The sequence below is a fragment of the Methylotenera sp. N17 genome (assembly GCF_000799155.1).
GTDB lineage: Bacteria > Pseudomonadota > Gammaproteobacteria > Burkholderiales > Methylophilaceae > Methylophilus.
This window is the reverse complement of record NZ_JUGE01000001.1, coordinates 190,488-214,793: the sequence shown is the minus strand read 5'-3', so window position 1 is coordinate 214,793 and position 24,306 is coordinate 190,488. Positions and strand designations below refer to the sequence as shown.

The 24,306-nt window shown below is 46.7% G+C and carries 16 protein-coding genes; 5 read left to right on the top strand and 11 right to left on the bottom strand.

Annotated features, from left to right (window positions below):
• Positions 1 to 18: 18 nt before the first annotated feature.
• The 4 genes from FG11_RS01130 to FG11_RS01115 all read right to left on the bottom strand — a co-directional run bounded on the left by FG11_RS01130 (position 19) and on the right by FG11_RS01115 (position 6,354).
• Positions 19 to 447 (bottom strand): Rrf2 family transcriptional regulator, encoded by a 429-nt coding sequence (locus tag FG11_RS01130; RefSeq protein WP_020183796.1) that lies wholly within the window; start codon positions 445 to 447, stop codon positions 19 to 21.
• A gap of 152 nt (positions 448 to 599) precedes the next feature.
• Entirely contained in the window at positions 600 to 2,006 is a 1,407-nt protein-coding gene (locus FG11_RS01125; protein ID WP_235276315.1) for a TolC family protein, read from the bottom strand.
• Between the two features lie 37 nt (positions 2,007 to 2,043).
• The gene (locus FG11_RS01120; RefSeq protein ID WP_020183794.1) at positions 2,044 to 5,235 is read right to left on the bottom strand and encodes an efflux RND transporter permease subunit; all 3,192 of its coding nucleotides are present in this window, start codon (positions 5,233 to 5,235) and stop codon (positions 2,044 to 2,046) included.
• 33 nt (positions 5,236 to 5,268) lie between these two features.
• On the bottom strand, positions 5,269 to 6,354 hold the full coding sequence (locus FG11_RS01115) for an efflux RND transporter periplasmic adaptor subunit (RefSeq protein WP_020183793.1): 1,086 nt from the start codon (positions 6,352 to 6,354) through the stop codon (positions 5,269 to 5,271).
• Between the two features lie 54 nt (positions 6,355 to 6,408).
• Between FG11_RS01115 and FG11_RS01110 the strand changes: the two genes are divergently transcribed.
• The gene (locus FG11_RS01110) at positions 6,409 to 6,618 is read left to right on the top strand and encodes a hypothetical protein (protein ID WP_025223744.1); all 210 of its coding nucleotides are present in this window, start codon (positions 6,409 to 6,411) and stop codon (positions 6,616 to 6,618) included.
• 75 nt (positions 6,619 to 6,693) lie between these two features.
• Here FG11_RS01110 and FG11_RS01105 read toward each other — a convergent pair whose 3' ends face one another.
• The 4 genes from FG11_RS01105 to FG11_RS01090 all read right to left on the bottom strand — a co-directional run bounded on the left by FG11_RS01105 (position 6,694) and on the right by FG11_RS01090 (position 13,227).
• Complete coding sequence (locus FG11_RS01105; RefSeq protein ID WP_047532633.1) at positions 6,694 to 7,023, bottom strand: hypothetical protein; 330 nt, start codon at positions 7,021 to 7,023, stop codon at positions 6,694 to 6,696.
• 227 nt (positions 7,024 to 7,250) lie between these two features.
• Positions 7,251 to 10,391, bottom strand: a complete 3,141-nt coding sequence (locus FG11_RS01100; protein WP_025223742.1) for an EAL domain-containing protein — start codon at positions 10,389 to 10,391, stop codon at positions 7,251 to 7,253.
• Positions 10,392 to 10,606: 215 nt separating this feature from the next.
• Positions 10,607 to 12,262, bottom strand: a complete 1,656-nt coding sequence (locus tag FG11_RS01095; protein ID WP_047532631.1) for an electron transfer flavoprotein-ubiquinone oxidoreductase — start codon at positions 12,260 to 12,262, stop codon at positions 10,607 to 10,609.
• A gap of 38 nt (positions 12,263 to 12,300) precedes the next feature.
• Positions 12,301 to 13,227: a LysR family transcriptional regulator gene (locus FG11_RS01090; protein ID WP_047532629.1), complete on the bottom strand. Its 927-nt coding sequence runs from the start codon at positions 13,225 to 13,227 to the stop codon at positions 12,301 to 12,303.
• Between the two features lie 103 nt (positions 13,228 to 13,330).
• On the opposite strand from FG11_RS01090, the gene FG11_RS01085 reads away from it, so the two are divergent.
• From FG11_RS01085 to FG11_RS01070, 4 genes are all read left to right on the top strand, one after another.
• Positions 13,331 to 14,083 (top strand): electron transfer flavoprotein subunit beta/FixA family protein, encoded by a 753-nt coding sequence (locus FG11_RS01085; RefSeq protein WP_047532628.1) that lies wholly within the window; start codon positions 13,331 to 13,333, stop codon positions 14,081 to 14,083.
• Positions 14,080 to 15,039, top strand: coding sequence for an electron transfer flavoprotein subunit alpha/FixB family protein (locus FG11_RS01080; RefSeq protein WP_047532627.1), 960 nt, complete (start codon positions 14,080 to 14,082; stop codon positions 15,037 to 15,039). Before FG11_RS01085 ends, FG11_RS01080 begins: the two co-directional genes overlap by 4 nt.
• Positions 15,040 to 15,050: 11 nt before the next feature.
• The gene (locus FG11_RS01075) at positions 15,051 to 15,827 is read left to right on the top strand and encodes a ferredoxin--NADP reductase (RefSeq protein ID WP_047532626.1); all 777 of its coding nucleotides are present in this window, start codon (positions 15,051 to 15,053) and stop codon (positions 15,825 to 15,827) included.
• Between the two features lie 89 nt (positions 15,828 to 15,916).
• On the top strand, positions 15,917 to 17,104 hold the full coding sequence (locus tag FG11_RS01070; protein WP_088177884.1) for an HPP family protein: 1,188 nt from the start codon (positions 15,917 to 15,919) through the stop codon (positions 17,102 to 17,104).
• 7 nt (positions 17,105 to 17,111) lie between these two features.
• Here FG11_RS01070 and FG11_RS01065 read toward each other — a convergent pair whose 3' ends face one another.
• The 3 genes from FG11_RS01065 to FG11_RS01055 form a co-directional block, all read right to left on the bottom strand.
• Positions 17,112 to 18,098 (bottom strand): sensor domain-containing diguanylate cyclase, encoded by a 987-nt coding sequence (locus tag FG11_RS01065; protein ID WP_047532623.1) that lies wholly within the window; start codon positions 18,096 to 18,098, stop codon positions 17,112 to 17,114.
• A 201-nt stretch (positions 18,099 to 18,299) separates the two neighbouring features.
• Entirely contained in the window at positions 18,300 to 21,947 is a 3,648-nt protein-coding gene (locus FG11_RS01060; protein ID WP_235276314.1) for an EAL domain-containing protein, read from the bottom strand.
• A gap of 401 nt (positions 21,948 to 22,348) precedes the next feature.
• The gene (locus FG11_RS01055) at positions 22,349 to 24,226 is read right to left on the bottom strand and encodes a potassium transporter Kup (protein ID WP_047532619.1); all 1,878 of its coding nucleotides are present in this window, start codon (positions 24,224 to 24,226) and stop codon (positions 22,349 to 22,351) included.
• Positions 24,227 to 24,306: the final 80 nt, after the last annotated feature.

Below are 24,306 nucleotides of genomic sequence, written 5' to 3'. Positions count from 1 at the left end.
GTTTCTTACCAGTTTGCATTACTTTCTATGTAGTGCAATCAGCGCAGTTTCTGTCTGATTATCCAGAATATCTTTGAGAGAATATTGATCCATTTCACGATAAAACATACTTAAACCTTTATCTAAAATATGCTTCAGATTACACACGCCTCTAATGGGGCAAACCGGGTGATTACAATCAATCAACGTCACGTGCTCTAACAGTTGCAGCACATTGCCAAGCTTGATGTCTGCGCATGGTTTAGCTAACTTCAATCCACCGTTCCGGCCTCTGGTTGCTAAGATAAATCCTAGTTTATTCAAATTGGTGACAACTTTAATCAAATGGTTTCTCGGTGCATCAAACTTCTCTGCAATCTCACTAATCGTGATGACATGCCCTGCTTCCTCGTTGGAAAGGTACATCAGCACTCTTAAACTTAAATCGGTGAATTTATTGATCTGCATAGGTGCATCTTACATATGTTTCATATTATATGCAACATATGTAAATGTAGGAAGGAGTAACATTTTAACAAAGCATACAAACATGCATTAATCAAAAAATAAGGCGGGAAACCCGCCTTATTTAAACTGCCCTCTTTGCACATCTCTAGCGTTTACTTCCAACCGCCGCCTAGTGCTTTGTACAGATCGACTATGGCAACAATCTGTTTTTGCTTGGTTTCAATCAACTCCATTTTGGCTTCCAGCGCATCACGTTGTGTCAGCAGCACTTCTAAATAATCCGCTCTGGCAGACTTAAACAGCTGGTTGGCTACATCAATAGACTGCGTCAACGCATCCACTTGCTTGGTTTTAAGTTGGAAGTTTTGATCCAGATTATCGATATTGGACAACTGGGTAGCCACTTCAGCATAGGCGTTGATGATGGTTTGCTCATAATCATACGCCGCCTGAATTTGTCCCGCATTGGCATTTTTATATTGCGCAATAATCGCATTACGATTCACCAACGGTGCCATGACATCGCCAGCCAAAGACAAGGCCAAAGACTCAGGTGTGCTCAGCAAGTACTTAGGATTAAACGCTTGGAACCCTACCCCGGCCTTGATGGCAAATGAAGGATAAAAGTTGGCTTTGGCCACATCAATATTCAGACTCGCCGCTTTTAACTCCAGCTCTGCTTTGCGGATATCTGGTCTATTGGCTAACAGCTGCGACGGGATACCCGCTTGCATCAGTTTAGGCTTTAACTCCATAAACCCAATAGATGCACGCTGTATTGGCTGTGGTGTTCTACCCAGCAGAAAGTTGATGCGGTTTTCTGCCTCAACAATTTGTTGTTTGAGCACATAGCGCTTGCTTTGGTTTTTCTTCACCTCAGCCTCGTAACGTTTCACCGCTAAAGCATTGGATCTAGCGTACTTTTGCAGCTCTTTCACAATATCCAAACCGTTTTGTTGCAGCTGAATATTCTGATCCAAGTTCTCCAGCTGATTATCCAACGCGATCAGCTCGTAGTAGGCGTGCGCAATTTCCGACACCAAATTAGTCACAAGGAAATTCTTACCTTCGATGGATGCCATGTATTCCAGCGTCGCCACTTTGGTCGCATTTCTCAGTTTCTTCCAAACGTCTAGCTCCCAAGAGGAGTAGAGCCCGAACTGATAATTGCCAAGATACTTAGGAAATTTCTTACCCTCTTTGATTTCCAAGTTTTCCTCAACCGCACCGTTACGTGTGTACTGCGCAGCTTTTTCAATCTCGGCCCCGGCGCCAAAATTCACAAAAGGCAAATACTCACCTTTGCGTGCTTGGATCTCGTTCTGCGCCACACTGATGCGTTGCAACAATATATTGACCTCTTTATTGTTCACAACGCCTGTGTCTATCAAGCTAGCCAGATTAGGGTCGTCAAAAAAGTCTTTCCAGTTCACATCTGCAGCGTTGGTAGTGTCCTGCGCACTAGTAGCCTGCTGTGCAGTACTCGTAAATTGCTCAGGCAGATGCGTATCCGCTTTTTTGGAGATCAGCGTTGGAATGCCGCATGACTGCAACATCATGCTTAGGCACCCCAAAGCGATTAATTTTACATAGTGGTTATTTGTCTTCATCGTCATCTTCTTCTTTACTACTATAGTGATATAGCTCGGTTAATGGCTCAAACTCTTCGTGTCTGATCAATGATTTACCTTCAATCATTTTGGCAAATACGTAGTACAGACCTGGAATCAAAATCACACCAAATACGGTACCGAACAGCATGCCGCCCAACGCAGACGTACCAATTGTTCTATTGCCGACAGCACCAGCACCAGTGGCAACCACCAATGGAATGAGGCCGGCAATAAAGGCGAACGATGTCATCAAAATTGGTCTGAACCGCGCTTTAGCGCCTTCAATCGCCGCATCTTTTACCGACATGCCTTGTTCATGTTTCTGCACGGCAAACTCCACAATCAACACCGCGTTTTTACCCAGCAAGCCGACCAGCATGACCAGCCCGACCTGTGCATAAATATCATTGGCAAGCCCAAGCGTTTTAAGCAATAAGAACGAACCAAACACACCAGCAGGGAGCGATAGAATCACGGCTAATGGCAATAAGAAGCTTTCATACTGCGCAGCCAATACCATGTACACGAAAATCAATACGATGCCAAAAATCACTACCGCTTCGTTCCCACGTTGTGCCTCGTCAAATGACAACCCTTCCCAACCCACATCGTAACCATGCGGCAAGGTAGTTTTGGCCACTTCTTTCACTGCTTTAATCGCATCATCCGTGGTGTAGCCTTTGGCAGGAACTGCACGAATCGTGGCTGAGTTGTACAAGTTATAACGTGTAATCTCGTTAGGGCCTTGGATTTTTTTGAGCTTCATGAAGGCAGAATAAGGCACCATTTCACCCTCTTCATTTTTCACGTAATAATTCAGAATGTCGCTTGGATAACGGCGGAATTCCGGACTGGCTTGCGTATACACTTTAAAAAAGTTATTAAAGCGAATAAAGCCTTGCTCGTAAGTACTACCAATCAAGATATTCAGGTTGTCCATGGCTTTACCGATAGACACGCCTTTTTGCATGGCCGATTTGTTGTCAATTTCTAGCTCATACTGCGGGTAATTGGCAGCATAGAATGTGAATAAACCAGTCAACTCCTTGCGTTTGCCCAAGTTCGCCATAAACTCTTGGTTGATTTTGTCAAACTCATGGTAATCGGTGCCATTGGTTTTATCTAGCAAACGCAAGGCCAAACCAGAAGCTGCACCATAACCAGGTACCGCTGGCGGTTCAAAATACTCAATCACCGCACCAAAGTTTTTGGTTTTTTCTTCCAACTCTTCAATAATCTGATGCACGGATTTCTTGCGTTTAGACCAGTCTTTCAAGTTAATCAAACAAGTACCTGCGTTTGAACCGCGCCCTTCGGTCAGAATTTCATAGCCCGCCAGTGAAGAAACTGAGGCAACACCTTCAACCTTTTCTGCTTCTTTTTGCAAGGCACGTGCTACTTGATTTGTTGCTTCCAAGGTACTACCCGGCGGCGTTTGGATAATGGCATAGATCTGGCCTTGGTCTTCACCTGGAATAAAGCCTGCAGGTAAGGTTTTGTTCACTACAAAAGTACCAAACACAAACGCTGCCAGCGCAATAAAGGTGACTGAACGCAAGGTCACAATACTGCTTAAGAAACGCGTGTATCCACCGGTCATTTTGTCGAACATGCGGTTAAACCTGTCTAAGAAAAAGCTAATCGGCGTTCTGCTTTTCGGTTTTCCGTGATTATTTTTCAGCAACATTGCGCACAACACCGGCGTCAGTGACAACGCAACCACGCCGGAAATCACAATAGAAGACGCCATGGTGATTGAGAACTGGCGATAGAACACACCCACTGGCCCTGACATAAAGGCGACTGGAATAAATACCGCGGTCATCACCAAGGTAATGGCCACAATCGCACCACCGATTTCGCCCAACACTTTCTGCGTGGCACGATACGGTGTGATATGCGCATCTTCTTCAAACTTAGCATGTACGGCTTCAACCACCACAATGGCGTTATCCACCACAATACCAATCGCCAGCACCAGCGCAAACAAGGTAATCAGGTTAATGGTGATACCAAACATTTGCATACAAAAGAATGCGCCAATCAACGAAACCGGTACCGCCAAAATCGGGATCAACGTCGAGCGCCAATCGCCCAAAAAGATAAATACAACCAAGGCCACCAAAATAAATGCCTCTACTAAGGTGTGTAATACTTTGTCAATCGAAGCATCCAAGAACTTAGAAACGTCGTAATCAATTTCGTATTCCATGCCTTCTGGGAAAGAAGTTTTCAGCTCTTTCATTTTGGCTTTCACTTGCTCAATCACCTCACTCGCATTACTACCGTAGTTCTGCTTCAAGATAATGGCAGATGACGGGAGGCCATCTTTATTGGAGTAAATATCAAAGAACTCACTGCCCAACTCCACTTTGGCCAAATCCTTCAGTTTTAGGATTTCCCCTTCTGAATTGGCACGGATAATAATGTTTTCGTACTCTTCCGGCTTGTTGTAGCGGCCTTTGTATACCAATACATATTCTTTAGATTGCGCAGAAATACCGGAACTTTGTCCTAAACGACCTGGGCGGCCAATAATGCTTTGTTCGCTAATCGCTTTCATCACATCTTCAATAGATATTTTGTAAGCGCGCATGCGGTCTGGGTTTAACCAAATACGCATCGCATATTGGCGGCTACCCAAAATCTTGGCACTGGCAATCCCGTTCACACGTTGTATCTCTGGAATCACGTTGACGTTGGCATAGTTGTATAAAAACTTTTCGTCCGCGTTCTTATCTTTACTAAACAAGTTGATGTACATCAGCATACTTGGCTGCACACGCTCAACCACTACACCCTCTAACTGCACCAATTCTGGCAGGCGGCTCATCACTTGGTCGATACGTGTTTTCACGTTAATCATGGCCTGATTGGGGTCTGTACCCAAGGCAAAGATCACCTGGATGGTCGCTTCACCGGCACTGGTGGCGTCAGACACAATGTATTTCATACCCGGCACACCGTTAATGGCACGCTCAATGGTAATGAGCGAAGACTGCACCAATACATCGGCACTTGCCCCGGGGTAAGCCAGTGACACAATCACGCGTGGCGGCGCAATATCTGGGAACTGTGAAGTTGCCAGCGTACGGATGGATAAAAATCCTAAAAAGACGATGAGCAGCGATAACACAATCGCCAACACCGGCCTTTTGATAAAAATATTCAGCATAATGTAGGTACTCTCTGTGTACTTTCTGCGCGACTATTCTGCGTAAAGGTTGAGTGACGCCATGGCTTTCTCCGGCGCTTGATAATTGACCTCGATCTCTTCACCGCTATGTACACGGCGTAAACCTTCTAACAAAATTCTGTCTTTGTCTTTGAGGCCAGATTTCACAATAAACACGTGCGGCTGTTCGGCAGCAATTGTGATCAACCGTTGCTCTAGCTTGTTGTCTTTATTCACCACATACACATAGGTTTTGTCGAGAATTTCAAACGTAGCTTTTTGCGGAATCATCAAGGCATTTTTATACGGCTTAGCCATTAAGATATTGCCGGTTTGCCCGTGTCTGAGTACCTTATTAGGGTTGGGGAAGGTGGCTCTGAATTCGATATTGCCAGTTTTGTTGTCAAAATCCGCTTCGATGGTTTCCACCACGCCAGCTTGGTCAAACACCTCGCCATTGGCCATTCTCAACTGTACTTTTGTGGAAGACTGATCGCCCTTATTAGCTTTGTAGTCCAAATACTCGGCCTCTGGCACATTAAAATACACCCACATTTTGCTGATGTCAGACAATGTGGTGAGCAAATCACCTTCATCCACCAAGCTGCCGTTTCTGGCGTTGAGGTGATCCATAATGCCACCGAATGGCGCATTGATATTGGTAAAGCCCAAATGCGTCTCAGCCAACTTCACTTCGGCATACGCTTTATCCTGCTTGGCTTTTGCCAGTGCTAGCTCATTGGCGGAAACAATATTCTTTTCGGCCAGTGCTTTGGTATTTTGATATTCGATGGAAACCACATCGGCTTCAGCCTTGGCCTTCAGCAAATCAGATTGATAGATATTAGGCATGATCTTGAACATGGGCTGGCCTTGCGTCACCGTTTGCCCTTCATCTACAAAAATACTTTGTAGATAGCCTTTTTCTAACGCCCTTAATTCGATGTGTCTGTACGCATGTATTTGGCACACGTACTCTTTGGTAATGACTGTATCTTTGCGTAGTGGTGAACTGACCTGAAGCTTGGGGGCCTCTTCTTTAGGTGCCTCTGTCTTGTGGCAACCGTTTAACAACACGATCGTCGTTAAGCCTAAAACTGTAACTAATTTATTGATCATAAGTGTGCGTAATGCCTGTAAAAATATAAAAGAAGTGATAACACGATTGATATTTTGAGCGCACATACCTTACATGGTGCTTACAACACGACAATCATTAGCCAAGGTGCAGCAGATGGTATTTCGCTGAAATATCAATCTAACGCGTTGCTTGGGCGCACATCGATTACCGTTAGCCCGTCACATCTGAATATCTTTTTGAATATCACAGATGTCCGGATAACACCTTGTATTGCGGCTAGCAACACAGCTGGTATTGAATAAGGCAATCAAATGAGGGAGCGCACCTTGGTGATGTGATGCACTCTAGAGACCTAGGCAAAACGCGTAGAAGCGAAATTAAAGCGGGGGAGAACGAGGACGGATATGGTGTAAAAAAGAATAACGTGCAATACGCTTGCTGCGAAACAGCACCAGCGTGATGAACGTTTTGATGCTAAGAATTAAGACACTGCTGAGTATGGCAGCGGGCGTATAGTCATCATACTGCGGCAACTCACCATCGCCGGAAATCTCTTGTATTTCAGCCACGCGCACTCGCGCGGTATCATCACTGTAGGAGGTTTTTTCTGAATAATGCGAGAACACCGCCAATCCAAGTACGCTAATCAGCGCTGTTAATATTAACAGTCTGATTTGGAGTGTCACTGAATTGAAGTTGTGCTTCATATAGGCTTTAACAAGGGGTTATTTACGCAGAATTCCAGTTATCGCTTGCAATCAAGTACTTGCTTATTTCGCAAGTGGTTGCAAACCGGACCGTATGCTATCTGAAATAAACTGTTCTTACAATGATGCATTGAAAGCCATCCACATGCAGTTGACAATACGTCAATTGCCTTAGTTCATTGCCTTACTTGGTTCAACACCTTGGTCCAATACCTTAGTGCATTGCCCTAGCTCAACGATGATGGCTGCTTACGTAAAAACGCTTCAAATGCTTCCACCGTCAATGGCCGGCTAAAGTAGTAGCCTTGCACTTCATCACAGTTCTGCGTTTGCAAGAAAGCTAACTGACCAGCAGTCTCCACCCCTTCTGCGATTGTTTTTAAACCGAGGCTGCGTGCCATATTAATAATGGCCGTGACAATCGCCTTATCTTCTTCGTCTGTACTGATGTCACGTACAAACGATTGGTCAATTTTAAGCTTATAGACCTTGAATTTTTTAAGATGGCTCAATGAAGAGTAGCCGGTGCCAAAATCATCAATCGACATACGTACGCCTCGCGCGTGTAGCGCATCCATCAATGCAATAGCGCCTTGTGGATCAGCCAATGCTACGCCTTCGGTCAGCTCCAATTCTAGATATTCCGGCGGTAAGCCTTCTTCTTCCAAAATGCGCGTCACCAAATCTGGCAAATTCGGATCACGGAACTGCACAACCGATAAGTTTACCGCCATCACCAGCGGTGAAAAACCATCTTGTAACCAGTGCTTGGCTTGACGCACCGCTTGCCTGAGCACCCATTCACCTATCGGCAAGATAACGCCGCTGGCCTCAGCCACTGGGATGAATTCAGAAGGCATGACCAATCCAAACTCAGGGTGATGCCAACGTAGCAATGCTTCGGCGCCAATAACACACTGGCCCTTGAGTGACATCTGCGGCTGGTAATGCACTTCCAACTGGTTCAACTCTACCGCCTGCCGCAACGCACTGGCCAATAAAAGATTACGTGCCGATTGGCTTTGCATTTTGGCCGTATAGAAACGATAGCCGTTGCGGTTTTCTTGCTTGGCTTTATACATCGCCACATCAGCATTTCGCAGCAAGGTTTCTAGATCCATACCATCATTGGGATACAGCGCTATGCCTATAGAAGCCGTGACTGATAGTTGGTGATTTTCAATCAGCATCGGCCGATCTATCACCTGCAATAGCTTTTGGGCTACCTGTGCCGCCGCATATTCGTCCGAATTAGGCAGCATAAAGATGAACTCATCGCCGCCCAAACGTGAGACGGTATCTTCTTCACGTAAAATTGATTTCAAGCGTTTAGCAAGTTCAAGCAATAACAAATCGCCAATGCTATGCCCTAAGGTATCGTTGACATCTTTAAAGTGATCAATATCTAAGAACATGATCGCAATTTTTTCATGCGTGCGATGGGTCAAACTAATAGAGTATTTCACACGCTCATGTAACTGGTTCCGATTTGGCAATCCGGTCAAGGCGTCATGATTAGCGAGATATTGGATACGTGCTTCAGATTTTTTACGCTCAGTAATGTCTCGTATAAATGAGCTAAAAAACACTTCATTGCCACGGTTCACTTGTGCAATCGACATCTCTACCGGAAACTCTGTGCCATCTCGCCGTATGGCGATGATTTCGATAAGTTGCCCGATGATTTTACTTTCGCCCGTGGTCAATAAGCGCTGCATACCTTTGGCATGCGCCTCACGATACTGCGGTGGCACAATTAAGTCACCCAATGGCCTGCCTACAGCCTCTTCGCGACGATAACCAAAAATCTTTTCTGCGGCTCCACTCCACTCACTGATTAAGCCATTGACGCCCATATTAATGACGGCATCTAGGGAGTTTTCCAACATCAAGCGAAAACTTTCTTCGCTATGCGCTAAATGTTCTCGATACAACTCACGCTCAACCTCTACCGTAAAGCGGTCTAACGCATAATCAATATCCGATGCCATTTCCTCAAGCAACTTACGCGCACTATCATCAAACGCATCGATTTCTGCAGAGTACAACGTAAATGCACCAATCACCTTGCCACGCTTATGTAGTGGCAAACAAGCACACGATCCCCAACCAAACTTCTCGGCATGCTGATGCCAAGGCACAGTGGCCGGGTCGCGCATAAAGTCTTGACACCAGTAGGCACGGTCTTCTCTTAGCACCTGACCAATGGGGCCGCCCCCAGCAGGGTGATGCCTATCGATAGACACTTGCAGCCCTTCCAAGTACTCAACGCCTTCTCCATAACAGGCAATTGGCATGACTTGGCTATCCTGGCTATGTGTATCCACCAAACCTATCCAAGCCATTTTGACACCACCAAACGTCACCGCCACATTGCATATTTGCGGAAACAATTCGGACTCGTTATTGCAACGCACAATAGCCTGATTACATTGACTTAAAGCAGCATACAACTGCGTGAGTCGCTCATTATGGATTCTCGCAGCCTTTTCTTCAGCATCTATCTTTGCTAAATTCACTTGCGTTTCAGATAACCATCCCATGACGCTTCCTGCCTTATCCTCCGGTACGGGAATCGGCGTATGAATATCGCCTCTGCCTAATCGCGCGATATGCTCATGCAAGGCGTCAACAGAAGTCCCCAAGGTGTTACCAAGCAAGCGGTAAGTACGCCACAGCATCCATAGCTGCACCACGCCAAACAAAATAAACATCCACCTGAAATACTTTGCCGCTTGCATCGCTTGGTTAACTGCAGTTTGCGTACGCTTGTCTACCATTTGATTCAACGCGTCAATCGGCCGCATGACATTGGCTTTGCCTTGCATATAAGCGTCGTTATATAACATTTGCACTGCTTGTGCTTTGCTGTCGGGGTTATTCGGATTGGCTTCCACCAAAGCCATCGCATCCAACTCCAACTTGACCAAGAAATCAGAATTATCTTTGGCTTCTGTCAATTTAGAAAACTCTGCGTCAGTAAAACCCTGCTCTCGCATCAGTTGTAATAATGGGATTTTTTTTTGACTATAGGGGCGTGGGCGCTGGTCGTTCTTCAACACTAAATCCCAGTATATCCCTTGGTAATTTACCGGACGCGGCGCATCCCCATTGCGAATATCGACAATTTCTTGAAAGTATTTTTTATAATCCGGGTTGCCCGTGAGTACGTAAGCACGCACCATACGGGTAAGGTCTTCCGATGATTGACGTAACTCTTCTGCCAACTTAAAGGAATTCACGCGCAACGCGTTGACACTGTCCACTTTTTTCTCTGCGTACACATACACAGAGAATGCAATGACCACAAAAACAAACCAGATCAGTGTCAGTAAAATGTTGCGTGAAAATGATGAAAGATTTTTCATAAGCCGATCAGTACCCCATCACATCTCTCTCATGGTGAATCTTGTTAAGCCACTTTACTCTATATTCCATGGATTCAAAAGCGAGGTGAGATGCAAAATATGGGGTTGTTTCTCGCATTCAAGCATCCCCCTACATGACTCTAGGTATTGAGCCACAAGCTCAACACCAAATCGGGGCGGCTTTACTTGAATACGAAGTTATATACCAGTGAAAACTACATGCCTGTGTAAGTCGGGCCGCTGCCACCTTCCGGCGGTACCCATACAATATTCTGGGTGGGGTCTTTAATATCGCAAGTTTTACAATGGATGCAGTTCTGCGCGTTAATCTGCAATACCGGTGCTGATGCTTGCTGCACAATTTCATACACACCAGCTGGGCAGTACCTTTGCTCAGGCGCATCATAGGTTGCCAAATTAATACGAATGGGCACAGTGTTATCTAGTAGCTGTAAGTGACAAGGCTGGTTCGCCTCATGCGCAATATTGCTTAAACTAATGGAAGTCAATCGATCGAAGCTATACACACCATCTGGTTTTGGATAAGAGATGACGGGCATTGTGTTGGCTGGCTGTGTGCACGTATGATCGGCCTGTTGATGCTGTAAGGTCCACGGTAAACGCACGTGCAGTGCGCGCAACCACATCTCCATACCGCCCATCAGCATGCCACCCCAACTCCCCAGTTTAGATAACCAAGGTTTTACATTACGCACGGCATCCAAATCTTGCCATACCCAAGAATCTTGCAACGCTTGCGGATAGGCATGCAATAAACGTTCACCCGCCGTATTGGGCGATTGTATAGCATTCAATACAGCCTCTGCGGCAAGCATGCCGGACTTCATTGCGTTATGACTGCCTTTGATGCGTGGCACATTCACCATCCCAGCACTGCAGCCAATGAGTGCGCCACCCGGAAAGATCAATTGAGGCAATGACTGTAGGCCACCTTCGCTAATCGCTCTAGCACCATAGCTTAAACGTTTACCCTCTTTTAATAGTGCCTTGACGGCCGGATGCGTTTTAAAGCGCTGGAATTCTTCAAAAGGAGATAAATGTGGATTGGTGTAATCCAAATGCACAACAAAGCCTATCGACACCAATTGCTCGCCGTAGTGGTAGATAAACGAGCCGCCGCCAGCATCTGCGTTTAATGGCCAGCCCAAACTGTGCTGCACCAGCCCTGGCTGATGTTGTTCCGCGTGCACACGCCATATTTCTTTAAAGCCCAATCCATATTTCTGTGGCGATGCTGTTTTACGTAGATCAAACTTGGTTTCTAACTCACGTGTCAGCGAACCACGCACACCTTCAGCAATCAGTGTGTACGCAGCTCTGATTTCAATGCCTAGTGTAAATTGTGCAGTCGGTTCGCCCTGTGCATCACGCCCCATATCGCCAGTGATAATCCCCACCACTGCGCCGCTCTCATCGTACAACATAGATTGCGCAGCAAAGCCCGCATAAATTTCCACGCCAAGTGCTTCAGCTTGCTCGCCCAACCAACGACAAACATCGCCAAGGCTCACAATATAGTTACCGTGGTTTTTCATCAGCGGTGGTAATAGCCAGTGTGGAATCGTCCAGTGCTTGGTTTTACCCAAAATCAAGAATTGATCATCCTGCACCGCAGTTTTCAGTGGTGCACCTTTCTCTTGCCAATCGGGAATCAACTCATTCAGTGCAATGGGATCGATGACGGCGCCGGACATGATATGCGCACCGACTTCTGACGCTTTTTCAAGTACACACACACTGATCTCTTGTCCCTGTTGCTGTGCCAGCTGTTTTATTTTAATCGCTGCCGATAGGCCTGCGGGGCCTGCACCGACAATCAGCACATCATAATTCATCACATCACGTTCCATCGCTGTTCCTTATTTCTATATCCGTATTTCTATCACCGTTATGCTACATCCGGCAAGTTCACTAGATCGCTGCGCGTTACCCCCGCGGTAAACGCATTACACAACGCTAAAAACTCGCGCATGCCAGTTGTTTGATACTTTTGCTTATGCCACAAAAAATAAAAATTACGACTGAGATCCAAACTTGGCGTGGCAAGCGGTACCAAACTGCCCCGTCTAAATGCATCTTTGAGCGCCAAGCGCGAAATACAGCCAATGCCTAAGCCAGATTCAACTGCGCGCTTAATCGCTTCTGTATGTTCAAGCTCTAATCGAATTTTGAGTCTGGAATGCATGCTGTGAAAAGCTTTATCAAACGTTTCACGCGTCCCAGATCCCTTTTCGCGCAAAATCCAGGGCTCTTGTAATAGTTGCTCCACACTCACCTTTTTCTGATTGGCCAATGGGTGATTGGGTGCGCCGAACACGACCAGCTCATCGGCGATCCATGGCTGCACAGCAATATCCGGATGATTACAATCGCCCTCAATCAAGCCTAGATCTAACTCGTGGTTAGCAATTTGCTGCACAATGGTTTGCGTGTTGTGCACTTGCAACTGAATACGGCTTTCCGGATGATCTTGTAAAAACTTGGCAACCAATATGGTAGCCAAATAATTGCCTACGGTAAGTGTCGCGCCAATGCGCATATGGCCAAATCCAGCATGGCCTTGTAGTAAGTGTTCGATCTCTTTGGCACGATCTAACAGCTCCACAGCGCGTGGTAATAGCTGCAATCCCGTTTCATTGATGCGCAGCGCTTTACCTCCACGATCAAATAGTTGCAAATCGAATTGGCGTTCTAATTCGCTTAATGCCGTACTGGTCGCTGATTGAGACAATGACAAATCGTCTGCAGCGCGTGACACACTGGCAGTGCGGCTAATCGCCACAAATATCTCTAATTGTCTTAAGCTAAATTTCATCGTCCTTTGTATCTATTTTATAGATACATTTTATCAATACAATCCATTTGGTAAATATTATACGCTACTGTAAAATACGCAGCAATTACAAAGGATTTCTGACATGAAAATACTGGTCGCAGTCAAACGTGTGGTTGATTATAACGTCAAAGTACGCGTGAAAGCAGATGGCTCTGATGTGGATACGCAGGGCGTAAAAATGAGCATCAATCCATTTGATGAAAATGCCATTGAAGAAGCAATTCGCCTCAAAGAAAAAGGCATCGCCAGCGAGATTGTCGCGGTATGCATCGGCAATGCTGCACATCAAGATGTGCTCAGACACGCACTGGCGATGGGGGCTGACCGTGCCGTATTGGTAGAAAACGAAAGCGAGGTACAGCCATTAGCTGTCGCCAAGTTACTCAAAGCCGTGGTAGAAAAAGAGCAACCGCAGCTGATTTTACTGGGCAAACAAGCTGTGGATGATGATGCTGGCCAAGTGGGTCAAATGCTTGCCGCACTCTTGGATTACCCACAAGGGACGTTTGCTTCTGCCATTGAGATTGCTGGCAATGAAGCGACTGTGACGCGCGAAGTAGATGGCGGCACGGAAACACTGGCTTTGCAATTGCCCGCTGTTGTCACTGCAGATTTACGTTTGAACGCACCGCGCTTTGTCAAACTGCCCAATTTAATGATGGCGAAAAAGAAAGTGATTGAAACGCTTGCAGCGAATACGCTGTCAGACGACATCACACCACGCGTACGCTTATTAAGTGTTGCCGAACCGCCTGCAAGAAAAGCGGGGATTAAGGTCAATAGCGTGACTGAGTTATTAGAAAAATTGCGCGCGCATGAAGGGATATCACTATGAGCACTACCGCTAACAAAGCATTGATTTTGGCAGAGCATGATGGCCGCTCCTTATCAGAGGGCGTATATCACGCCGTGGCCGCGGCCGCTTTTTGGAACCAGCCTGTAGAGTTATTGGTACTGGGGCATGATGCAAACTCTATTGCACAGGCCGCCGCCACGATTCAAGGCGTAAGCCGCGTTATCTACAGCGATAGCACAGCATTTGCGCACACGCTCGCTGAAGATGCAGCCAAGCTGATTTCACAATTAGGGCGTGATTATTCCGTTATCCTTGCTGCGCATTCTGCCTTTAGCCGCAATATTCTGCCGCGTGCTGCCGCATTGCTGGATGTCGCCATGATCTCTGACGTATTGGAAATTCAAGCGAACCAAACGTATGTACGTGCCGTATATGCAGGCAATATTTACACCACCGTACAAAGTAGCGATACATTGCAGATACTGACGATACATAGCAGCCGTTTTCCGCAGGCTGCCCGTACGCAAGCACCGGCTGAAATTCATAGCATTAATGCATTGCCGTCCAACAATGCATCACGCTGGGTTTCTGAATTCCGTAGCCAATCAGAACGCCCACCACTCAGCTCCGCTAAAGTGGTCATTTCTGGTGGCCGCTCATTGGGTAGCGCAGAACATTTTGAGCAAATTCTTGCGCCATTGGCCTCTAAATTAGGCGCTGCACTCGGCGCTACGCGCGCCGCAGTAGATGCAGGTTTTGCACCGAATGATATTCAGGTCGGCCAAACCGGTGTTACCGTTGCGCCTGAGCTGTATATTGCAGTAGGTGTTTCCGGTGCCGTACAACATACCTACGGCATGAAAGACAGCAAAGTGGTCGTGGCGATTAACCAAGACCCTGATGCCCCTATTTTCCAAGTAGCAGACTACGGCTTGGTGGGTGACTTATTTGAAGTCGTGCCATCACTCACTGCCTCCATTCAATCACAACCATAAGAATTTAATTCATGAGCAAATACACTTCTGAACGCGTATTGAGTGTTCACCACTGGAACGATACTTTATTTAGTTTTACAACAACGCGTGACCTTGGCCTGCGTTTTGAAAATGGCCAATTTGTGATGATTGGGCTTGAGGTGGATGGCATCCCCCTCACCCGCGCTTACAGTATTGCCAGCCCAAACTATGAAGAGCATTTAGAGTTCTTTAGCATTAAAGTGCCCAATGGCCCGCTCACTTCAAGGCTCCAGCACCTGAAAGTCGGTGACGAGTTGCTCGTCAGCAAAAAACCGACCGGTACGTTGGTGATTCATGACTTAACGCCTGCCAAACACCTTTACTTTCTTTCTACCGGCACTGGCTTGGCGCCTTTCATGAGTTTGATTCAAGACATTGAAGTATATGAACGCTTTGAAAAAGTGGTGTTAATTCACGGTGTGCGAAATGTGAATGAACTGGCTTACGCAGACTTTATTGAAAACGTACTGCCCAATAACGAGTTTTTTGGTGATGAAGTCAAACAAAAGCTCATTTACTACCCAACCGTCACCAGAGAGCCTTTCCGTAATCAAGGCCGACTTACCGATCTGATCAACAGTGGCAAACTGTTTGACGATATTGGCCTGCCGCCATTAAGCCCTGAGCATGACAGAGCCATGATATGCGGTAGCCCGCAAATGCTCAAAGACACAGAAGCGCTACTGGATGCACGCGGTTTCCGTGTATCGCCACGTATTGGCGACCCGGCAGACTATGTGATTGAGCGCGCATTCGTTGAAAAATAATCAGGAGATCAACTGACGCAGAAAATAACACATGCACTGAAAAAGTGCACAGTGTAAAATCAGCGTCTATTGAATCCAACGAGCTTTACATGATCAGACTATATGATTGGCTGTCTGGCTTTGTACCAGAAGCCATCGTCATTTCCAACCGTGAGCGCTTGCGCGCTGCTATCGGTGCATTTGCAGGTATCGCGCTAACAGCCGTATCTACATACCTTATCACCGGCGAACTCTCCAGTGTGCCTTACTTGATTGCCCCTATGGGGGCTTCCGCGGTACTACTATTTTCATTACCAGCCAGCCCATTAGCACAACCATGGTCTTTATTAGGTGGCAATCTGGTTGCCGCATTAGTCGGCGTCACCTGCGCCATATGGATTCCCAATCCCATGTTGGCAGCTTCGATTGCTGTGGGCGCCTCCATTTTACTGATGTTATGCATGCGTTGCCTGCACCCCCCAAGTGGCGCGGTTGCACTCACCGCAGTGTTGGGCGGGCCAGCCATTCATGCGTTAGGGTATTGGTTTGTAGCTGCGCCGGTAGCACTGAATTCTGTCATTCTGATTATCACCGCCATCGTTTTTCATACCACCACCCGGCACGAATACCCACATCATGCTCGGCATAGAAAAAAAGAAACGGCCAACGAAACCATTCCACCAGAATTGCGGTTTGGATTTACCTCAGATGACTTGAATGAAGTATTGAAAGAAAATAACGAGCTGTTGTACATCAGCCGTGATGATCTGGAAAAACTGTTTCAACAAACCGAGATGCATGCGTATCGCAGACGCTTTGGTGAAATCAAATGCCGCGACATCATGTCGACAGAGGTAATTAGCGTAGAGTTTGGTACAGAACTGGAAGAGGCCTGGGCGCTGATGCGCCAGCATAAAATCAAGGCGCTGCCCGTGGTCAATAAAAGCAACTTGGTCATTGGTATCATCACGCAAATTGATTTTATGAAAAATGCAAACCTTGAGGTGTATGATAATTTTGAAGTCAAACTCAAGCAATTCATTCGGCGCACCGCTGGCCACCATGCAGACAAACCAGAAGTTGTCGGTCAAATCATGAGCTCACCCGTAGTCACGGCGAGCGCCGATATGCATATCATTGAGCTGATTCCACTGATGACGCAAGGCCGAGTATTGCACCATATTCCGGTCGTCGATAGTGAGCAGAGGCTTGTGGGTATCGTTACACAGTCAGATTTGGTCTCTGCGCTCTATCACGGGCGATTGGCCAACCTCAGAACGCTGGGCTTGTCATCCTAACAGCGGATTACTTTCGCTTTTGTTGGTACAGCAACTCGTCCGCCACGCCCAATAGCTCGCCAATAGAATCAACAGAATCAGAGAACGCAACGCTGCCGATAGACATACCTATATTCACTTCGTTGCCATTGGATAACGTCAGTGGCGCAGATACCGCATAGGCCATCCTCGAGGTAATGGTATCTTTAAACTGACTACAGTCGCCACGCACAATCAAACCAAACTCATCGCCACCTAAACGCGCTAGCAAATCTTCTGCCCTAATTTCATTGAGCATGCGTTGCGACACTTCCTGTAACACCTCATCTCCTGCGGGGTGCCCAAAGGTATCATTGATCCATTTAAAATTATCCAAATCCATCAAGTACAACTTAAAGGCAATCTTGCTACGTTTGGCATGTGAGATTTCCGCATTGAGCACACGCTCAAAGTGCACACGATTAGGTAAGCCGGTCAATTGATCTGTCATGGCCAATTTTTGCAGCTGCGTGGCAGTTTTACGGCTTTCTATTGCCAGAATCACAAGTTTGGCAAAGTCTTTTAACAACTGCTTTTCTGCATCGGACAGTGTTCTGGGTTTTGTATCGGCTACGGCAATGGTCCCAAGCGCATAGCCCTGTTGATTGATGAGTGGCGCGCCCGCATAAAATCTTAAATTGGGGGCGTTGGTCACCAGCGGGTTATGCACAAACCGAGCATCTTTTGTTAAATCTTCGCTGACCAGCACCTCATCTGGTCGCATAATGGCATGCGCACAAAATGCAATACTACGATCAAGATGTGTGACACCCAAACCGATTTGTGACTTAAACCATAATCGCTCGGAATCCATCAGCCCAATCACGGCGGCTGGCATTTTCAAAGCATTGGCTGCAACACTGGCTAGCGTATCAAAGTCCATTTCTGGCAACGAATCCAAAATATCATACGCATACAATGACGCAACGCGCTGAGGCTCATTGGCAGGTACTGGACATGATACTGATTGGCGCATTGAAAGCACTCCTTAACACAGTCACAAAGACTTAACAGCGTGCGAGCCAACGCAGACGCGGCTGATGGCTTTACTTTACACATTTTTAGCGAGCCCATCAAATATTCGCTCACTATTTATTTACCGTATAAATTATTGCATTGTTGTGCTGATACAAAACGGCTGCAATAGTGATTTCAGTGATTAAGCAGTGTGCCTAAATTAATTGGCTGGAAGTGTGGCTGCATTTAGCAAGCTATCGAATTGTGCAATAGGCACAGGCTTGCTAAACAAATACCCTTGAAATGCTTTACAGCCATTGGCCAGCAATATTTGCAATTGCGCCTCTGTCTCCACGCCTTCGGCAATCACATCCAAGCCCAAATTTAACCCTAGGGTAATAATCGCGCGTACGATGCTAGCATCATTGGGATCAGTCATCACATCACGCACAAAGGACTGGTCAATTTTTAGCTGATCGAGTGGCAAACGTTTTAAGTAAGAAAGCGAAGAATAACCCGTACCAAAATCATCTAAAGAGAAGCCCACGCCTTTGGCTTTGAGTGCAGACATTTTAACAATGATGTCTTCTACATTTTCCACCAACATACTTTCCGTCAGTTCTAACTTCAGCTTGGTAGGGTCTACACCTGTTCTATCTAGCAGTGCAATCAGCTTTTCTGCAAAATCCGCTTGTAAATATTGACGCGCGCTCACATTCACAGCAAGCACCAAGTGTGCAGTATGCGGCTGTGCGGCCCAAGCCAATAACTGTTTACAGGCGGTTTCAAGTATCCACTGGCCAATCGGCAAGATCAGGCCTGAGTCTTCTGCCAATTGAATAAACTGGCCTGGCATCACCAATCCACGGTCAGGATGATGCCAGCGAATCAAAGTTTCTGCGCCAATCACATGCCGTGCGCTATCCATCTGTGGCTGGTAATACAACTCAAACTGCTGATAGCGAATCCCCAAATGCAAATCTCCCTCAAGAGATACACGGTCATTGACCACGGCTTGCATTTGCGGGTCAAAGAATCGGTAGGTATTGCGGCCGGAGCTTTTGGCTTTGTACATCGCCAAATCTGCACGCCTTAATAGTTCATCCACAGTGGTGGGCTGTTGGTAGTTAAACAGCGTAACGCCAATACTAGGCGAGCTGTGATGCACATATTGCTTTAAATGAAACGGCTTTTTAAAGCTATTGAGTATTTTTTCACACACTGCGCTGGCCTGTACTGCCGCCTCTTGCAGGTTTTCATCAAGCTCGTCAATAATCACCACAAACTCGTCGCCGCCCAACCGGCTCACGGTATCGGTTTCCCGTACACACGCCACCACGCGCTGCGCCACCTCAATCAGTAATAAATCACCCACATCATGCCCGTGCGTATCGTTGAGTGATTTAAAATTATCCAAATCAATAAAGATAACCGCGCCAGCATGATGTGTGCGTGTGCTGGAAGCAAGGCGCTGTTCTAAGCGGTCAAGCAACAATTGCCGATTGGGCAAGTTGGTCATTGGGTCGTAAAACGCCAACTGCTGAATTTTGCTTTCGGCCTGCTTACGCTGCGTAATATCACGCTCTACTGCCACCCAATGGGTATACCAGCCAGTGTCATCGCTGATTGGGACAATATCCAACTCCAGCCAAATCTCTTCGCCGGACTTTTTATAGTTAATCACCTCGGCCCGTACTGGCTGCCAATCCTGAAGTGCCTGTTTGATTTTTCTTAACTCTTCTTTTTGCGTATGCTCGCCTTGCAATATGCGTGGCGATTTACCAATCACTTCTTCGCGGCTATATCCGGTCACCCGCTCAAAGGCATCGTTAACAAAAAGAATACGCGGCCCTAACCCATCAATCGGCTCTGCCTCGGTAATCATCACAATATCGTTGAGCCTAGCAATGCCGGTCTCTAATAACCGTAAATGTTGTTGCGACTGGTGGCGCTCGATGGCAATACCAAGCAAGTGGGAAAGTGCATCCACTAACTCAAGCTCAGCATCGGTTGGCCCCGCCACTGTTTGGTAATACACGGCAAACGTGCCTAGTACTTTTTGTTTGCTCGAAAAGATAGGAGAGGACCAACAGGCTTTTAGACCAAAGTCTGTCACCAAGTGTTGATAACTTTCCCACAGCGGGTCTTGTGCAATGTCAGTGACAACGACCCGTCTTTTTTCATATGCGGCAGTTCCGCACGAGCCTGCCCGCGCACCAATGGTGAGTCCGTGCAGTTGTGTCACATAGCGAGAGTCCAACTTAATCGAGACGCCATCCGCCAGATGCATTTCGTCATGATCCAGCAACATGACAGAACACAAACAGTGTGGGAACTGCGCCTCTATCAATGCTACTGCGGCATGCAATATCTCATTCAGAGTTGCATCGACGGCAATTTTTTCTAAAATGGCACGTTGCCCCATTTTAAATGCTTCTAATTTCTTACGTTCGGATATGTCTTGAAAAGCACCTTGCAATCGGACAATATTGCCATACGCATCGCGCACTGGTTGCCCAATAGTGCGCACCCAAATTCGGCGACCTAAAGCCGTGATTTTTTCCAGCTCCAAGTCGTATGGCTCGCCTTGGTGAATACAGTCGTGCACAGCTTTTTGAATGATATGGCGATGCTCTGGCACAAAGTAACTTACGCCCTCTTCAATACTGGGCGTATAGCCGGCCGGCAAATCATGAATGGCCGCGACTTCATCCGACCACAGCACGCGCTGTTCCTCTAGCTCTAAAATCCACCCCCCTAACCTTGCCGCCTCACCGGCAATTTTGAGTAGCTCCTCTGCGTGCTCTCGCCTTAGGACTTCGTCTTGAAGGGCTTTTGTTCTAATACGTACTTTTCTACGAATCTGTAAATTCCATACCGATACAGTACCTATCAATGCAAGTAACGCCAGCCCTAACCCACCTAACCAGCGTGCAGCACTTGCATCCATATTGCTTTTGGGGTGATAGATAAAGCCATCCAACACATAGCGTTTGGGGATCATGTTGAGGTCTGACAGTGTTTTTGCTATATGCGCCCAACGCTCTTGATTCATATGCCCCACTTCAACAATGTCAGACATCACATATGGCCTCATGGCATAAGCCTCTCTCAATAAGGTGTCGTGGGTGATACCGTTTTTTGAAACACTTTCTTTTTTGAGAATGAGGTCAGCCAACTCCTCCGGATGGCTAAATGCATAATTCCAGCCTTTTTTGGTGGCGCGCAAAAATGCTTCTACACGCTCAGGATGGGTGCGAATTTCTTGCTCAGTGGTAAACAGAATATCGCCATAGAAATCCACCCCAAACTTTTGTGTACTTAATATGGCAGGCGAATAACCTTGTAATTCCAGCTGTATCGGCTCAACAGAAGCATAAGCAGACATGACATCCACCTTACCTTGCGTTAAGTCATTCAAGTTCCAAGTGTGAGGCACGATCTTCAGCAGCTTCATATCAATGCCCTGCTTATTCATCATGGCTATAAACTGCGCTTCGCCCAAACCATTCGAGAGCATGATGCGTTTGCCAATTAAATCTTGAGGACTAAATATTTGCTGCTCGCGCAAGCTCAACAGCACATAAGGAGAGTGTTGGAAAGTAGAGGCAATTGCAACAATCGGCTTGCCTGCCACACGGTCAATCAGAATATCGGAATCGCCAATGGCATAGGTTGCAGCACCGGCCAGCAGTTGCTTGACAGGCGGCCTTTGCTTGCCACCTTCAATAATCTCCACATCTAGATTTTCTTGCCGGTAGTAGCCTTTTTCTAAGGCAGCATAATAACCAGCAAACTGAAATTGATGGTGCCACTTTAATTGCAGCTTCACTTGACTGCGCGCGTCCGCTTGCATGCCAGTAGCCATAAGCAGACAACCCACACACCAAGTAGTTAAATAAAGCTTAAATTGCAACACGCGCATTGATTCAGGCACCCTAATGAATGATGTACATTCAATTTTGATCACATGTAATACGATATAAATTAAACACGCCACCACTACCCATAGGCATACCCAACCATTTGCTTATACCAGTGAAGACTTTACGCGTATTCCATCACAAAGTCTTATCGAATAGCTACAGAAAAACCTGCTTAATATAGCTATTGCGCAAATAGTTTACCGCACAAGTCATTTATTGGCATTACTTTGTATCATGAGAATTTGGCAAAGAAACCGATATGTGAATGCAATTGGCATGTGCCACAACAACACATGCCAATTGTTTAAGTCTGAGCCTAGAGAGTGATTAGATCAGGGATGTGTTAGATATGGATGCGTGTGCCCAACTCAATCACACTATTGCTAGGGATATTGAAATAACTCACTACACTGCCTGCATTGCGCGACATAGTCGCAAACAGTTGATCTCGCCAATGGGCCATTTTTCCACCAGGGCCAGGCACTACCGTTTCGCGACTCACGAAATAAGAGGTGTTAAAAGCATCTAAACGATAATCCCCTATTTCACAGCCTGTCAGCGCCTGTGGAATATCCGGAATTTCCATAAAGCCATAGGCTAATTTAATTTGCCAGAACCCATTACCCAAGCCATGTATCTGCATCCTTTGTAAAGGGTTTACTTTGGGCACGTCTTTAAACAGCACGGTCAACACAATATTACGCTCATGCAGCACCTGATTATGTTTCATATTGTGCAGCAACGCTTGTGGCACAACATCTACATCGGCGCTTAAAAACACAGCTGTGCGTGCAACTCTCACCCGCTTATCTTGTGTAATCATGCGCACAAAATCTTCTAGCTTTGGGTCACCCTCATGCATGTGTTGAAACAATATCTCACGCCCTTGTTTCCATGTCCACATCACCAGTACCAGCAACATGGCGAGCGCCACCGGAAACCAACCGCCCTTGAAAAACTTAACCGAACAGGATGCCAACAACAACACATCTAACAATATAAATAGACTGGTAGCGCTCAATGTCAGCCACAGTGGATAATGCCACTGATGGCGTAACACAAAATACGTCAGGATTGTGGTGATGAGCATGGTACCGGTCACCGCAATGCCATAGGCAGCAGCAATCGCCGATGAATTTTGAAAGGCAATTGCAGTGACCACCACTGCAATCAACAACAGCCAGTTGATCATAGGAATATAAATCTGACCGGATGCACTGGCAGAGGTATGGGTGATTTTCATTCTAGGCAAAAAGCCCAATTGAATGGCTTGCTGCGTGATGGAATACGCACCGGAAATCACAGCTTGCGATGCAATGATGGTGGCGACTGTTGCCAGCATCACTGCCGGGATAAGTAACGATGGTGGAAATGCCAAATAGAACGGGTTACTCACTGCTGCCGGATTGGCTAACAGCAGCGCCCCTTGGCCTAAGTAATTAAGGGCAAGACCTGGCAACACCAAGCCGGTCCAAGCAATCCGGATGGCCGGTTTGCCAAAATGCCCCATATCCGCATACAGGGCCTCTGCCCCAGTGATGGCCAACACCACAGCCCCTACTGCTAAAAACACACCTGCGCCACGTGCTGCTAAAAATTGTACGGCATACAACGGATTCAGTGCTTGTAATATCACAGGATTCTGCATGACGTGGTAAGCCCCAACCGCGCCCAACACAGCAAACCAAACCACAATAATGGGGCCAAATAACTTGCCAACCGTATGCGTGCCGTGCCGTTGAATGGCAAATAAGGCCATCAATATCCCAATCGATATCGGCATTACCCAGGTAGTTAAATTAGGTGTGATTAAACTCAACCCCTCTACGGCAGATAGCACAGAGATTGCCGGGGTAAGAATGCTATCGCCATAAAACAAGGCAGCCCCAAACACGCCCAAACCTAGCAAGAGCTTTTTACTACGTGGCGTCTGACTAGCACTAGATACGGCGAGTGCCAGCAGCGCCATGATGCCGCCTTCCCCACGATTATCTGCGCGCAACACCAGCACCACGTATTTGAGCGTGACTACCAGCATCAATGCCCAAAACACGGCTGAGATGGCACCAATAATATTGGTTTGTGTAAGGGCGATGCCGGTCGATGTGCTAAAGATTTCTTTAATGGTATACAGCGGGCTGGTGCCGATATCTCCATAAACAACGCCAATGGCGCCTAAGGTCAGTCCGGCAAGCCCTTTGGATGCGGTTTGTGTATGCATATATTTCCTTGATGAATGATGACCATGCCATTCAATCAGTGGAGATATATCAATCACATAAACATTGCCTATATTTTAAA

Coding starts and splice junctions, on each gene's coding strand:
- FG11_RS01100 (WP_025223742.1), bottom strand. CDS start 10,391: ATGAAAAATCTTTCATCATTTTCACGCAACATTTTACTGACACTGATC.
- FG11_RS01125 (WP_235276315.1), bottom strand. CDS start 2,006: ATGATGTTGCAGTCATGCGGCATTCCAACGCTGATCTCCAAAAAAGCG.
- FG11_RS01130 (WP_020183796.1), bottom strand. CDS start 447: ATGCAGATCAATAAATTCACCGATTTAAGTTTAAGAGTGCTGATGTAC.
- FG11_RS01055 (WP_047532619.1), bottom strand. CDS start 24,226: ATGCATACACAAACCGCATCCAAAGGGCTTGCCGGACTGACCTTAGGC.
- FG11_RS01065 (WP_047532623.1), bottom strand. CDS start 18,098: ATGCGCCAATCAGTATCATGTCCAGTACCTGCCAATGAGCCTCAGCGC.
- FG11_RS01080 (WP_047532627.1), top strand. CDS start 14,080: ATGAGCACTACCGCTAACAAAGCATTGATTTTGGCAGAGCATGATGGC.
- FG11_RS01105 (WP_047532633.1), bottom strand. CDS start 7,023: ATGAAGCACAACTTCAATTCAGTGACACTCCAAATCAGACTGTTAATA.
- FG11_RS01070 (WP_088177884.1), top strand. CDS start 15,917: ATGATCAGACTATATGATTGGCTGTCTGGCTTTGTACCAGAAGCCATC.
- FG11_RS01060 (WP_235276314.1), bottom strand. CDS start 21,947: ATGGCTACTGGCATGCAAGCGGACGCGCGCAGTCAAGTGAAGCTGCAA.
- FG11_RS01120 (WP_020183794.1), bottom strand. CDS start 5,235: ATGCTGAATATTTTTATCAAAAGGCCGGTGTTGGCGATTGTGTTATCG.
- FG11_RS01085 (WP_047532628.1), top strand. CDS start 13,331: ATGAAAATACTGGTCGCAGTCAAACGTGTGGTTGATTATAACGTCAAA.
- FG11_RS01095 (WP_047532631.1), bottom strand. CDS start 12,262: ATGGAACGTGATGTGATGAATTATGATGTGCTGATTGTCGGTGCAGGC.
- FG11_RS01075 (WP_047532626.1), top strand. CDS start 15,051: ATGAGCAAATACACTTCTGAACGCGTATTGAGTGTTCACCACTGGAAC.
- FG11_RS01090 (WP_047532629.1), bottom strand. CDS start 13,227: ATGAAATTTAGCTTAAGACAATTAGAGATATTTGTGGCGATTAGCCGC.
- FG11_RS01115 (WP_020183793.1), bottom strand. CDS start 6,354: ATGATCAATAAATTAGTTACAGTTTTAGGCTTAACGACGATCGTGTTG.